Raw genomic sequence first — 13,462 nt, forward strand, 5'->3', positions numbered from 1 at the left:
GCACTCTGTCGGCGTCATGCCTAAATCTTAGTTACTCAGAAAAACTCCCGCCAGCAAGTATTGGCTTGCCTTACCGGCGGCTCTCAGAACTCCTAGTCTCTTGACTATCGAGCGAAGGTGAGCAATACCTGACTACTTGCTGGACACTGGTTCAAGGATTTCCAGACCGCCCAGGTAGGGGCGCAGGGCCTCGGGCACGCGCACTGAGCCGTCGGCCTGTTGGTGGTTCTCCAGGATGGCCACAATCCACCGAGTGGTGGCCAGGGTGCCGTTGAGAGTGGCCACTGGGCGGGTAGAACCTTTGGAACCGTCGGCCTGGACCGTACGCTCACGGATATTCAGCCGACGAGCCTGGAAGGTGGTGGTGTCCGAAGTGGAGGTCAACTCCCTGTATGTGCCCTGGGTGGGGACCCAGGCCTCACAGTCGAATTTCCGGGCTGCGGAGAGACCCAGATCGCCGGCGGCGGTGTCAATCACCCGGTAGGGCAGCTCCATCTTGGCCAACATCTGCTCCTCGGCGGCCAGCAGCCGCTCATGTTCAGTCTTGGAGACTGAAGCTGAGCAGTAGACGAACATCTCCAGCTTGTTGAACTGGTGGACGCGGATGATGCCGCGGGTGTCCTTCCCGTGCGAGCCGGCCTCACGGCGGTAGCAGGTGGACCATCCGGCGTAACGCTGCGGGCCCTCACTCAGATCCAGAATCTCCTCAGCGTGGTAACCAGCCAGGGCCACCTCAGAGGTACCCACCAAATACAGGTCATCGCGTTCCAGGTGGTACACGTCGTCGTGCGCCTCGAGGTATCCAGTGCCCTCCATAGTCTCTGGACGCACCAGGGTGGGGGGGATCATAGGAGTGAACCCGGCTTCCACCGCCTGCTCCAGGCCCATCTGCATCATCGCCAGCTCAAGTCGGGCGCCGATTCCCTTCAGGAAGTAGAACCGGGCACCGGAGACCTTGGCGCCACGCTCCATATCCACGGCGCCCAATGCCTCAGCCAGCGCCAGGTGATCCTTGGGCTCGAAGCCCTCTGCCGCAAAGTCACGCGGGGTTCCCTCGTGGCGCAGAGTGACGAAGTCCTCCTCGCCGCCTGCCGGCACACCATCGTGAATGAGGTTCGGGAAAGACTTGGTGAGGGCATTCAACTGAGTCTGGGCGGCGTCGGCGGCTGCCTCTGCCGCTTTGACATCGGCGGCCAGTTGTTTGACCTCGGCCAGCAGGGCCTGCTTCTCTTCACCCTGCGCCCTAGCCACCTTCTTGCCGAAGGCCTTCTGCTCCGCGCGCAGGGTCTCGAACCGTGTGATCGCAGCAGCCCGGGCCTCAGAGGCCTCGATCAGCGCATCCACCGCGGAGGCGTCGGCTCCGCGGGCGTGCTGGCTTGCTCGGTACTTCTCTGGTTCGGCGATAAGGTCCTTGATGTCAATCACAGGAACAACACTAGTACGCCTCAGCCACATATAGGCTCTATGTATGAACGGAGAGGACTACAGCTGGCTGGTCGTTACAGCGATGGCTGTGGCCGCGGTACTGCTGATCGTGGTGGCTGCGCAGGGAACCCGGGTCCGGGGGCTGAGGCGGCGGGTTGCCGATCTGGAGCAGCAGGCCGAGGTGACCGCCCTGGTGGCAGCCCATCCCAAGTCCCCGGAGGAGCGGCTGGTAGGCGTTGTAGTCAATGTGAGCAAGGAAAACGCCGACCAGGTGGTCAAGCTGGTGCACGAAGCCTGCACTGCGGCCGGGATGCCGGACCCGCTGATCATGGCCTCCACCGCCGAGGACCCCGGGCATGTGATGACCCGGCGTGTAGTGGATGCCGGATGCGATGTAGTGATTGCCGCCGGCGGGGACGGCACACTGCGCGCAGTGGCCGCCGAATTGGTGAACACTGATGTGGCCTTGGGAGTGGTGCCGCTGGGCACTGGGAATCTGTTCGCCCGCAATATCGGGCTGCCTTACCACGACCTGCCCGCCTGTGTGACCGAGGCGATCCACGGCACCGGCCACCGGGTGGACACACTGGATCTGAGGTTGCAGCGACCCGGCGGTCGCACCGATCAGGAGATCAGCCTGGTCATCGCCGGGGGCGGCCTGGACGCCGAGGTCATGGAGGACACCCGGGAGGTGCTCAAGACTCACGCCGGCTGGCTGGCCTACGGGGAGGCCGGGCTGCGCCATGTGCTGGGACCGCGCAAAACAGTAGGTGTGAGGCTCGACGACGCCGATCCGGAGACGTACCGAATCCGCTCGGTGCTGCTGGCCAACTGCGGCACTCTGCAGGCCGGCATCCGGCTCATCCCAGAGGCCAAGTTCGACGACGGCCATATGGACGTCGCCCTGTTCACCCCCCGGCACGCCCTGGATTGGGCACGGGTGGTGGCCAAGACCGCGCTGCGCTCCTCCACCGACATCCCGGTGATGAAGGTCCGGCAGGCCCGCACCGGACGGCTGACCATGGCTGAGCCGATGCCCTTCCAGATCGATGGTGATGCTGTCGGCGAGGTGATCAGCGTGACCGCCCGTGTGGCCTCGTCGTCGTTGGTGGTCAACGGAGTCTCCACCGAAGTGTTGGACGACCCCTCTCCGGCTAACCCTTAACTGCTCCGGTCAGACCGGAGACGATGCGCCGCTGGGCCAGGGTGAAGAAGAGCATGGCCGGCAGCATCGCCACTGAGACCGGGAAGAGCAACCCCAGTCCTGATCGGGGTGCTGTCAGTGACTGCGGGAACGGCTGGGGCGGTCATTTCCCTTCCCTTGCGGTGACCGCTCCGCCATATCGCGGCGGAGCACAAAACACTGGTAGATCAGCACGATGACCAGGGAGACCATGAACAACACCACCGCGGCTGCGGAGCCGTATCCCACCTGGTTATGACTGTTGCCGTGATCCGCCGCTGGATCTGCCACCAGCTGACCCCATCCAAGGCAGCGGCCTCGTAGAGCTCACCGGGAATACCCTGGAGTCCGGCAAGCATCAGGATGACCGCCAAGCCCAGGTACTTCCAGGTCAAGACCGCAAATACTGTTCAGAAGTCCAGATCGGGGTCAGCCAACCAGAACGGCTTCTGACCGACCCAACCGAAGCCGGTGAGTATTCCGTCGAACGGGCCGTCGGGCGGCAGCAACAGACGGAAGGACAACCCGACCACCACCGCACGACCAAGAATCCTCACGAAATATTTCGGCAACTTGGAATTCTCGACATGCACGCAGACAATTCTTGTGGTAACTTATTTCTTAGCAATGTACAGACCGAGCCTTTGAAAGGAGGGGCACCATGAAAATCACAGAGACGATGAACCCGGCATATGTGCTGCGGATCTCTGAAAGCGCCGCAACAGCGAACCTTCAGCCCCTCTGCTTCGGTCTTATGCTGAGCACCCAGCGGGGCTAAGGCCTCTTCTTCCGGGAAGCTCTCACTCTCCTTTATTTTCGCACTGCACGACCCTTTCCAGCTGGAGCCCCACTTGGCTCTCTGACTGAAGTCAGCCACCGCTGAATCACCATAACCTGTCGCGCGGTTTATTAGTGTCCACTCCTCGGGCTGTTTGACCGTAGTCAACTATGCCCTTTTTCAGTTCAAGGAATTGTCATGTCTTCGATAATAAGCATCCGCAGGCACAGCCTGCTGCAGCGCGCGGCGCTGGCGCTCTCTGCAGCCTTGGCCTCATGGGCCGAAGCTGCCGCGGATAAAGAGCACTCCGCCCTTGAACAGTCTCGGGCCACTGCCGCGCTTCACGTACAGCGCCAGCAGAGAGAGCATCGGCGCGAGGCCGCGATCGCCGAGCGCCTGCTGCTCCCCCGCCAGTTCTGATCAGTCCTCGTCCCACAGCCTCGGCCCGGTGGGACGAGGACTGCCGGGCCTCTGGCCGCCTCTCTCTTAGTGCGTGTCTCGCCGCAAACCGGCGATCCACGCAGCAGCGGCGGCAAAGGCCTCCTCGGAGACCTCCGGGCCCATCTGCTGGGGTTTTCCGTCAGCTCTAGGGTAGGAGCCCAGGAACCTGATCTTGGGTGAGATCCGGTGGATACCTGCCAACGCATCGGCGATCCTTGCCTCAGCGATATGTCCCTCCAGGTCAATGGAGAAGTAGTAGTCACCCATCCCGAAGCCGGTGGGGCGTGACTCGATCCGGCACATATTCACCCCGTTGGTGGCGAAGTGCTCCAGGATCTCCATCAGTCCGCCCGGGCGGTCCTCGGGCAGCGGAATCATCACCGTGGTCTTATCCGCCCCGGTCCGCACCGGTACCGGGCCAGGCTTCGAGGCCAGCACAAACCGGGTCACCGCCCCAGGGACATCCTCAATCTGAGGGGCGATCACATGCAGCCCCAGCTGCTCGGCCACTAAAGGCGCACAGATCGCGGCATCTGCCGCTGGCGATTCACTCCTCAGCCCGTGTGCCCCAGCAGCTGTGGATGAGGCCGATCGGTACTCGGCATGCGGCAGTGTGGCCTCCGCCCATTTCCGCACCTGAGCCCAAGCATGGGAGTGGGTGGTGATCGAACGGATCTCGTCCAATTCCTTAGGCTTGGCAGAGGCCAGCACAAAGGTGATCGGCACCAGAGCCTCGGCAGTGATGTGCAGGTTGTGCGCCACCGAGACAGCGTCCAGGGTGGCAGTGACCCCGCCCTCCACCGAGTTCTCAATGGGCACCACGGCGGCATGGACGTCGTCGTTCTCCACCATGGCCAGGGCGGAGAGCACGCTGGCAGCGGGCACCCGCTCAGCGTCGGCCCCGCCGGGCATCTTCAGCAGGGCGGCTTCGGTGAAGGTTCCGGCCGGTCCCAGATAGGCGTATTTCACAGGATCCGGGGCTCCTCACCGGTGACCGATTCCAGGGGCTTTCCAGCAATGATCCAGGAGTCATAGCCGCCGGCCACAAAGAGCGCGGAGTACCCCTGTGTGGTGAGCCAGCCGGCGATCTGTACGCTGCGCCCACCAGTCCGGCAGATCACATGGTAGTCCTCATCCGGATCCAGCTCCTCGAACCGAGCCGGGATATCGTCCACCGGGATGTGCACCGCACCGGGGGCGTGCCCCACCTCGAACTCATATGCTTCGCGCACATCCAGCACCGCCGCACTGGACGGCACATGGGCTGCAGGTACTGTCTCGAAGTCTGACATCGTTCGCTCGCTTCCCGTCTCACTACTACGTACTGAGCCGGGTCCCTGCCTGACATGGCTCGCACAAATACTACTTCGCATTTGTGCAGGTCCCGACCTCAGAGGCCCGCTGGCTCTCTTTCCACATTAGCGCCGATGATGCTCAGTAGTCTGCGGACGCCGCAGATATTCCATAGAGTGAGTCTATGGATCAGGTCAGCGCAGCCCCGGAGCCCAAGTCCGAACACACCACTGACCTGACTATGGCTGATTTCCGCGCCGCCACCGCAGACCAATGGCGCCACTCAGTACTGCGCGGCGAGGTTTCCTGCGTGGAGCTGACCACCACCGCACTGACCGCAGCGGCAACCATGAGCGGACTCGGAGCGTTCCTGAACCTGGACCCCGAATTTGCCCTGGCCCGGGCGGAGCAGCAAGATGCCACCCTGAAGACACTGAGAAGAACGACGACGCTGCAACAGCTGGCATCTACCGCACCCCTGGTGGGCCTGCCCACCGCCTTCAAAGACCTGGTGCCGGTGGCCGGTCTTCCACTGACCTTCGGAACTCAGGCTGCACCGGCGATGGTGCCGGCCAAGGATTCCCCACTGGCTCGCACTGTGCACCGTTCCGGGGCGATCAGCGTGGGCAAGACCCAGGTCCCTGAGTTCGGACTGCCCTGCTATTCGGAGAACCAGCTGGGCGATCCGGCCCGGAACCCGCTGGACATCGCCCGAACCTCAGGGGGTTCTACCGGAGGCGGCGCCACTGCGGTAGCCGCGGGGATTCTGCCCTTCGTCCCCGGCAATGACGGAGGCGGCTCAGTACGGATCCCGGCTGCCGCCTGCGGTCTGGTGGGCCTGAGGCCCGGGCGGGGCAGGATCCCCGATGACGATGCCTCTCCCTCAGTGCGGAATCTGGTCACTTCGGGGCCCATCGCCAGCACCGCGGAGGATGCCGCCCTGCTCTTCGACGTGATGGCCGGACAGCGGGCTGGCTCCAGGGGCAGCGCCCAGCGTGTGGTGCGTGATGCTCTGGATTCTGGGACGGAACCGCTCCTAGTGGGAGTGACTACGGAGTCGCCCTTCTCCCCCGACTTGGACATTGTGCTTTCCGAGGAGGCGGTGGTGGCCGTGGAGAAGGGGATCTCCCTTCTTACCGCGCAGGGACATCATATTCAGGGCTCGGTGGAATTCACCGGAGCGGAGAGGTTCTGGAGCCCGGACTACCACCAGAACTTCCAGACGCTGTGGACCGCACGGTTAGGTCAGCTGGGATTCGCCGAGCACCAGATTGAACAGATGGAGCCGCTCACCCAGTACTTCGTGGAGCTGGCACGATCCCGTCCTGCGGAGCAGACCCAGGTGGCAATCACTTCTCTGCAGGAGTTCTCCGACCATGCGCTGGAGATCTTCGGCCCCTGGGATGTGCTGCTGACCCCGATGCTGGCCGCCGCTCCGCCAAAAATCGGCTGGTTCGCCGGACTGGGTCCGGAGCAGAACTATATCGAACAGTGCCGGTTCACTCCGTACAGCTCAGTAGTCAATGTGCTCGGCCTGCCCGCTGTCAACGTTCCGGTGCACACCGACACAGAAGGGCTGAGCTGGTCGGTGCAGCTGATCGGCAAACCCGGCACCGAGGAGCAGCTGCTGGCCCTGGCAGCCACCCTGTTGCGGGATTGAGTCCATAGCCCTACGTACCATCAAAGCTCCCCCATCAGCTCGTCGGGGAGCTTCCCGATTCCAATGCTGTCCTATTCAGGCGAGTAGGCATTGATTCAACTAACAGTTTTGTGTACTCATCCTGGGGCTGGCGTAAAACCATCGCGGCGTCTCCCCGTTCCACTATCCTCCCACGATTCATCACTAAGACTGAATTGCACAGACGAGATACGAGATCAAGGTCATGACTGATGAACAAAATACTTGATCCGATCTCACTTTGGATGCTAGTGAGCAGGTTGAGTATTTGGGAAGAAATCGTAACGTCGAGCGCTGATACCGGTTCATCAGCAATGAGGAGTTTCGGTTTCAGGGCAATGGCGCGGGCGATTGCTACGCGTTGCCGTTGTCCTCCGGAGAGTTCCTTTGGCATCTTTTCGATGTACGAATCCGCTGGGGTCAAGCCCACACGGTCAAGAAGATCCAGGACCTCTTTGCGGACATCTTGCGCCGTAAACTTTCGATGGAGCTGGATTGGTAGAGCAATTGAAGCACCAATGGACCGACGCGGATTCAGCGAGCCGTATGGATTCTGGAAGATGAACCCGAGGTCAACACGTAGTTTGCGCGGCAATCTTCGCCTGTGGATGGGATGGTCCAGCAGTTCAACTTCTCCGAAAGAGGGCGCGAGCAATCCGGCAGCAATTCGGGCCGTAGTGCTCTTGCCAGACCCAGATTCCCCAACCAAGCCAACAATCTCTCCCCGACCGATGCTGAAAGTGACGTCATCCATGGCCTTGAACACTCCGCGCGTTCCGTCAAGGAGTGAGCCGACCACGTATTCCTTCGTCACGTTGGACATATCAAGCAGGCTCATTTGACCCTCCTCGTTCCCAATGCGGCACCGACGATGCCAGAAGATCTTCTCGTCGACTAGAAACAAGCAACTGGCGGGTGTAGGGATGCTGGGGATTCTCCAGTATGTTACTGGTCAACCCTGATTCCACGACTTCGCCATTCTTCATCACGTAGATTCGATCACAAAGCAAGCGCACTACTTCAAGGTCATGACTGATGAGTAGCAGTGCTGCACCCCGACTTGAAATGCTCTGGGACAGAATCCGGAGGATTTGGGCCTGTACGGTCACATCAAGCGCTGTCGTTGGTTCATCAGCGATCACTAGAGCCGGTTCTCCGACAAGTGCCATAGCCAGAACTACACGCTGTCGCTGTCCTCCTGACAGTTGGTGCGGGTACTTCCGGGCGATCTGCTTACCAGGCGTTAAACCCAGTTCTTCAAGAACCTGCACAACGGCCGCTTTGACCTCTGGCTTACGGCGTTTGCGTCCTACAGCAATGGACTCCGCTACTTGATCACCTATACGCATCAGTGGATTCAGATAGGTGAAAGGGTCTTGGTAGACCATAGCCATATTCCTGCGGCGTCGTTTACGTTGGTCGTCAAGGTTACCAGTGGCAAGATCTTGTCCCTTGAAGGAAATAGCGCCTCGGGCAATGTGGCCTGGGGCTCTGAGAAGCCCCATGGAGGCCATAGCGAGCGTTGACTTCCCACTCCCTGATTCCCCCACAATCCCAACCCTCTCTTGGGAACCGATGGTGATATCAACGTTGCCGACAGCGATCACCGTCTCACGCAAGGAAGGAAACTCAACCGTGAGACCCTTGATCTCAAGTAGTGGAGTTTCTATCATGACACCCTCCGCTTCATAAATGACTTTTCCACGCCTTCACCGATTAGGTTCATCGCGAGTGCTATCAACGCGATCATGATCCCGGGAAAGACACTCATCCACCAGGCCACCGAGATGAAGCCGATAGAGCTCTGCAGAATTCGCCCCAAGCTTGCGACGTTGGGGTCGGAGAGTCCGAGGAACGAGAGCGAGGCCTCAAGCAAGACTGCAGTCGCCACATTCAACGCTGTAGTGACGATAAGTGGTGACACTGCATTGGGAAGGATCTCTCTGAAAATAATCCATACAGGAGAACAACCCATGACTCGGGCAGCGGCGACATATTCACTTTCTTTCCGAGCTAAGAACTCAGCGCGCAGAAGCCGAGCCAGGGGTGGCCAACTTGTGAGACCAATGGCTGCCGTCGTTACCCAGAGATTCTGGCCGAAGAGCGCCACCGTGAGGATCACTAGGAAGATACGAGGCACGACCTGCACAATCTCTGTGAACCGCATCAACGCTGTGTCGGTCGTACCGCCAACGTAGCCGGCCACGGAACCCACGATTGAACCAACGATGAGCGAGATAGCGGACGCAGCCACCCCCACAAGCAGCGACGATCTCAGCCCATAGACCACCTGGGAGAAGACATCCCGACCGAGGTTGTCAGTCCCCATAGGATGTTCCGACTGCGGTGCTTGAAGGGCTGAGCTGTCACCTCTCAGGGGATCGAAAGGGGTGAGGAAAGGCGCGAATATCGCCGCTGCTGCAACCAGCCCTATGAGGACAAGTCCGATAGTGAGCGCTGCGCCCGGCTGAATGGGCGGCCGAGCAGCCTGTTTCCATGATGACTTGGCAAGGAGGGGGCTAGTCAATGCGGATCCTTGGGTCGACAATGAGATAAATAAGATCTGTCAAAAGGTTGGCAAGCACCACTGAGACAGTGATCACGATGAACAGCCCGGTGATGACAGGGAAGTCTCGTGCTTGAATCGCGTTGAAAGTGAGAGTACCTAGACCTGGCCAGCTGAAGACTGTTTCAACCACCACGAAACCGGCCACCAGCCAACCGAGCTCTAAGCCCACTACTGTAATCACTGGAAGCATGGCATTCCGCAACCCGTGCCGGTAAACAATCTGTCGTTGGCTTAGGCCCTTCCCCTTAGCCGCGACAATATAATCTGACTCCATCACTTCTCTCATAGCGCTCTCCGTGAGGCGCGAAATGAGCGCTACTTCTGCAGCAGCTAGGGTGGCTACAGGCATGGCAAGGTGCCACGCGATATCGAGAATGAGGTCCCAACCTTCGAGTGACCGGATACTACTCATACCAATAGTGGGAAACCATCCGAGCCGAACACCGAAGGCCAGCACCAGGAGTTGCCCAACCCAGAAGGCGGGCAGGCTGTACGCAATGACAGCAAGGATGCTAGTGCCGCGAAACACAGGTGAATCTCGTTTCACCGCAGCCCAGGCACCCACCCATACGCCGATAATGACTGCGACGATGAGCGTAACTCCCATGAGGAGGAGAGTGGGGAATACCCGCGAGGCGATGAGCGAACTCACTGGCTGAGAGTAGGCAAAAGAGTAACCAAGATCCCCTTGGAGGAGGGCACCAAGGTAAAGCCATAGCTGCGTCAGAACCGGCTCATTCAGCCCGAGCTGCTCACGCAGTCTGTCTTGATACTCCGGCGTGGCCTGCTCACCCGCGAGCACCCCGATGGGATCTCCGGGCGCTACGCGGATGAGCAGGAAAATGAGCACAACGGCGACAAGGCAGACAAGAACTGCCCACATCAAGCGGTGGAGCAGGAACAGGAGTGTTCCTTTCATGTCATATGCTCCTTATCTAATGAAGTGGTCACTCGCGTCCAGTCTCAACGAACCTCAAGTATCTGTCGTCTGGAGCGGGAAAAGGGTTGACCGAATCAGCAGAGTAACCTGTGATGAAGACAGGTTCCCACAGTGGAACCAGTGGAAGATCTTCCATAATGAGTTCTTGAATTTCTGCGTAGATTGCTGTGCGCTCATGCGGATCCACGGTCCTGGAAGCCTCGGCTGTAAGCTCATCCACCTCTTCGTTGATGTAGCCGCCAGCATTGGAGAAGTACGCGTTATTGATGCCTGCTTCACCAAGCCAGGCGGGAAGCTGTAGAGCAGGCTCTGGCCCCAGCGGCATGGAATACACAGCTACATCGAAGTCCCAGTCGCCAAAGATTGCGTCAAGGGTGGTCGTGTTTTCAGCTGCATCCACCTGTGCAGCAATGCCTATATCAGCCAAGTTTTCACGGATAATCTCTGCAGTGCTGACGAACTGGTCGTTATTCGAGGAGACTCGAATGGATAGTTCGAAGCGTGAGCCGTTCTCAAGCGGATACCCCGCTTCATCCAGAAGACGTTCAGCTTCATCAAGATCCCGGTCGATTTCTGGGAGTAACTCGTTGAAATAGGGAGACGTAACCCCGATAGGACCACGGGCGGTATCTGTCTGGCCGAAGGCGATATTGTCAACCATCCGGGGGCGGTCCATTGCGATATTAATTGCCTCGCGGACCAGCTGATCATCAAAGGGTTCTTCTCTGAGGTTAAACCAAAGGTTCAGTGTGCGGGCCATAACTGAGGGCGCCGTGGTCTCAATCGAGTCGTTCTGTTCCAGCTCCTGGGCATTGACTGGGGGTATCATGGCCAAAGCGATGTCAACTTCACCGGACTCTAAAGCGGAGACAGCAGTGTTGGGGTTGCTGATCACCTGGAATATCAGTTCATCAGCAATCGGCAAGCCGGCATCCCAATAGTCATCGTTGCGCTCGAGGCGGATCTGCTGTCCTTCATCCCAATCCGCGAACTTGAAAGGACCTGTACCAATCATTGCCATATTCGCATCATCAGTGGCGAGTTCGGCATCCTCAAAGATGTGCTGTGGAAGAATCGAGAAATTGGGATCACCCAGGTAAGACATGAAAGCACCGACTGGCTCATCGAACACAAACTCGATGGTGTTTTCTCCAGTTGCTTCAATACTCGACAAATCGCCCATGACAAGGTCGTAGGTGTTCGAGTACTCGGGACCAGCTTCTGTGAAGGTGTAAATCACATCATCTACTGAGAAAGGTTCTCCGTCATGCCATGTGACACCCTCAACAAGTTCAAACTCATAGACAGTGCCATCGTCAGAAACTTCCCATGACTGAGCGAGGGAAGGGACCGGTTCGAAGTCCTCATCGTATGTGATCAGCGTGTCGAGGATTTGGTTACTGACATACCAAGTAGCGAGAGTCTGGCTCGTCATTGGGTTCAGTGAGGGCGGTTCTGAGGAAACGGCGACAACGAGCGTGCCGCCTCCTTGGGTTTCTTCACCATTCTCGGGTGATGATCCGCAGGAGCTCACGAGCAGAGCAGTTGCAGCGCCCAATGACGCAAGGCGGACCCGTCGGGAAATGCGATTAGTTGCGAGTGACATGAGTGATCCTTCGTGGTTCAGATAGGGCGGAGGTGATTTGTCATATGTGATGGAATGAGTCATCGAGTGGCGATGGCATCGATCTCGACCAGGAAATCTGGCCGAGCCAGGGCGGCAACAGTGACGGCAGAACGAGCAGGGAAGATACCTGTGAAGAACTCACGGTATGCAGCATCCATTTCCCCTAGGTCCTCTGGACGGGTGATGTAGACCGTGGTCTTAACAATGGATTCCATCCTAAGTTCCGCCGCTTGCAGCGCCGACTGAATGTTGTTCATAGTTTGACGAGTCTGCTCAGCCACATCCTCTCCGGCGAGTTCCCCAGTTTCCGGTCGCGTGCCAACTTGCCCAGAGACGAAAACCAAAGAGTCTTTACCGATGGCTACGCTGTACGCGCCTTTAGGTGACCTACGGTCCGCAGGGCTGTATTGGACGATGTTGACTTCTGCGGCAGATTTCATACCGGTCATAGCGTTCCCTTCTCGCGGTCCTGCAACCACTTGTTTGCTCGGTACTTCCTGTTGATGTTGTTGAGATAAGGACGTCGGGGCAGGCTGACGATTTCAGCAAGCTGGCTGATAAATCTCTCGTGATAACACGCCGGAATCCCATCGATGTCTGGGATGGCTAAACGCGCGGTTCCGTCAATGGCACCGGCGAGGACAGCTGCAGAAGTGATACGTCGATAGCTAGCTTCATCTGGAAATACGTTCGGGTTTTGAAGAATGCAGCTCAAAGCGGCAGCGACTGCATATGCACCCCAGTCGCTGACGGCGCATGCAAGAGTTACGTCAGCTGGCACTTCATTGGCTGTGCCCCCTCCGCATCCACAACCGCAGTTCCCCCCTGCTGGGGTCTCTGCGATTACAGTTTCGGCAATCGCCCCCATGCCAAGTTCGTTCCCAAAGTCGCCAATGGCAAAAGTGGGAACGCTGCGCTCTCGCATTCGCTCATAAAGCGTATCGATGGGAGCAATCACATCCTTCACAGGAGCTCCTCCTGCAAAGTGATAAGCACCTTTGATGTTGGCACCCGGCCGTTCAACCGCGACGACAGCATCAGGGCTTAGGTTTTCCGCCATGTCCAGCAGATCGGTCTTCGAAGCCCCCGGTGGGCAAGCGAGAACGGCAGCTGTATGAGGCATATGAAGGGCCTCCCGGGCTGAACTGACTACATGCAGACCAGCAGCTTTCAGTGTCGGGGCCATAACTTCTGCTACTTCTGGTTCACAGACAAAAACCGGCGTCGACTTCAGCCCCACACATAGCGCAAGCGCCAAGACAGCACTGCCCATAATGCCGTCTGTTTCAGGTACTCCGGTGGGAGGAATCCGAAATCCTGTGAGAATGAGCGTCTCTCCACCTTCCCCGCTGTACTGCTGCAGAAACCTGGCTGCTGCCAGAGTAAGAGGCTCATCAGTCAAATCTCTGGCCGCCGCATAAATCAGGGGTGTAATCCCGTCAGCTCGCATATCGAGGGTGATGAGCTGGTCTAAGTTCTGGCCTACCGCACGCTCAAGCACCAATCTCGTTGCAGTTTCTTCGGACAT

Annotated in this window: 15 protein-coding genes; 3 read left to right on the top strand and 12 right to left on the bottom strand. The window is 58.8% G+C overall.

All coding sequences use genetic code 11. The annotated features are described in order from the left end of the window. Window positions 1-132: 132 nt before the first annotated feature. Window positions 133-1,425, bottom strand: a complete 1,293-nt coding sequence (serS, locus tag F0311_RS08340; RefSeq protein ID WP_150461473.1) for a serine--tRNA ligase — start codon at window positions 1,423-1,425, stop codon at window positions 133-135. A 43-nt stretch (window positions 1,426-1,468) separates the two neighbouring features. On the opposite strand from serS, the gene F0311_RS08345 reads away from it, so the two are divergent. Then, entirely contained in the window at window positions 1,469-2,590 is a 1,122-nt protein-coding gene (locus F0311_RS08345) for a diacylglycerol/lipid kinase family protein (RefSeq protein ID WP_150461474.1), read from the top strand. A 114-nt stretch (window positions 2,591-2,704) separates the two neighbouring features. Here the strand turns inward: F0311_RS08345 and F0311_RS18810 are convergent, their stop codons facing one another. Together F0311_RS18810 and F0311_RS18815 are read right to left on the bottom strand one after the other, a co-directional pair. Next, window positions 2,705-2,899 (bottom strand): hypothetical protein, encoded by a 195-nt coding sequence (locus tag F0311_RS18810; RefSeq protein ID WP_317982590.1) that lies wholly within the window; start codon window positions 2,897-2,899, stop codon window positions 2,705-2,707. Between the two features lie 119 nt (window positions 2,900-3,018). Then, window positions 3,019-3,201: a hypothetical protein gene (locus F0311_RS18815; RefSeq protein WP_317982584.1), complete on the bottom strand. Its 183-nt coding sequence runs from the start codon at window positions 3,199-3,201 to the stop codon at window positions 3,019-3,021. Between the two features lie 383 nt (window positions 3,202-3,584). Here F0311_RS18815 and F0311_RS08355 point away from each other — a divergent pair, with 383 nt between their 5' ends. Then, complete coding sequence (locus F0311_RS08355; RefSeq protein ID WP_150461475.1) at window positions 3,585-3,806, top strand: hypothetical protein; 222 nt, start codon at window positions 3,585-3,587, stop codon at window positions 3,804-3,806. A 66-nt stretch (window positions 3,807-3,872) separates the two neighbouring features. Here F0311_RS08355 and pheA read toward each other — a convergent pair whose 3' ends face one another. Together pheA and F0311_RS08365 are read right to left on the bottom strand one after the other, a co-directional pair. Next, the gene (gene pheA / locus F0311_RS08360) at window positions 3,873-4,796 is read right to left on the bottom strand and encodes a prephenate dehydratase (RefSeq protein WP_150461476.1); all 924 of its coding nucleotides are present in this window, start codon (window positions 4,794-4,796) and stop codon (window positions 3,873-3,875) included. Continuing rightward, window positions 4,793-5,119 (bottom strand): rhodanese-like domain-containing protein, encoded by a 327-nt coding sequence (locus F0311_RS08365; protein WP_150461477.1) that lies wholly within the window; start codon window positions 5,117-5,119, stop codon window positions 4,793-4,795. Before F0311_RS08365 ends, pheA begins: the two co-directional genes overlap by 4 nt. A gap of 185 nt (window positions 5,120-5,304) precedes the next feature. Between F0311_RS08365 and F0311_RS08370 the strand changes: the two genes are divergently transcribed. Beyond that, window positions 5,305-6,780 (top strand): amidase, encoded by a 1,476-nt coding sequence (locus F0311_RS08370; protein WP_223881220.1) that lies wholly within the window; start codon window positions 5,305-5,307, stop codon window positions 6,778-6,780. A 34-nt stretch (window positions 6,781-6,814) separates the two neighbouring features. Here F0311_RS08370 and F0311_RS08375 read toward each other — a convergent pair whose 3' ends face one another. Genes F0311_RS08375 through F0311_RS08405 form a run of 7 tightly spaced genes read right to left on the bottom strand, consistent with a single transcriptional unit; the run spans window position 6,815 to window position 13,462 of the window. Continuing rightward, window positions 6,815-7,636, bottom strand: coding sequence for an ABC transporter ATP-binding protein (locus F0311_RS08375; protein WP_150461478.1), 822 nt, complete (start codon window positions 7,634-7,636; stop codon window positions 6,815-6,817). Further along, window positions 7,623-8,471: an ABC transporter ATP-binding protein gene (locus tag F0311_RS08380; protein ID WP_150461479.1), complete on the bottom strand. Its 849-nt coding sequence runs from the start codon at window positions 8,469-8,471 to the stop codon at window positions 7,623-7,625. The genes F0311_RS08375 and F0311_RS08380 overlap by 14 nt, the downstream gene beginning before the upstream one ends. After that, a complete protein-coding gene (locus tag F0311_RS08385) occupies window positions 8,468-9,325 on the bottom strand; it encodes an ABC transporter permease (RefSeq protein ID WP_150461480.1) in 858 nt (285 codons plus the stop codon). The genes F0311_RS08380 and F0311_RS08385 overlap by 4 nt, the downstream gene beginning before the upstream one ends. After that, the gene (locus F0311_RS08390; protein WP_150461481.1) at window positions 9,318-10,286 is read right to left on the bottom strand and encodes an ABC transporter permease; all 969 of its coding nucleotides are present in this window, start codon (window positions 10,284-10,286) and stop codon (window positions 9,318-9,320) included. The genes F0311_RS08385 and F0311_RS08390 overlap by 8 nt, the downstream gene beginning before the upstream one ends. A gap of 28 nt (window positions 10,287-10,314) precedes the next feature. Then, complete coding sequence (locus F0311_RS08395) at window positions 10,315-11,913, bottom strand: ABC transporter substrate-binding protein (protein ID WP_191089825.1); 1,599 nt, start codon at window positions 11,911-11,913, stop codon at window positions 10,315-10,317. Between the two features lie 59 nt (window positions 11,914-11,972). Beyond that, entirely contained in the window at window positions 11,973-12,383 is a 411-nt protein-coding gene (locus F0311_RS08400) for a RidA family protein (protein ID WP_150461483.1), read from the bottom strand. Continuing rightward, window positions 12,380-13,462 (bottom strand): glutamate cyclase domain-containing protein, encoded by a 1,083-nt coding sequence (locus F0311_RS08405; protein ID WP_191089826.1) that lies wholly within the window; start codon window positions 13,460-13,462, stop codon window positions 12,380-12,382. Before F0311_RS08405 ends, F0311_RS08400 begins: the two co-directional genes overlap by 4 nt.

The sequence above is a fragment of the Nesterenkonia ebinurensis genome (assembly GCF_008711175.1).
Taxonomy (GTDB): Bacteria; Actinomycetota; Actinomycetes; order Actinomycetales; family Micrococcaceae; genus Nesterenkonia; species Nesterenkonia ebinurensis.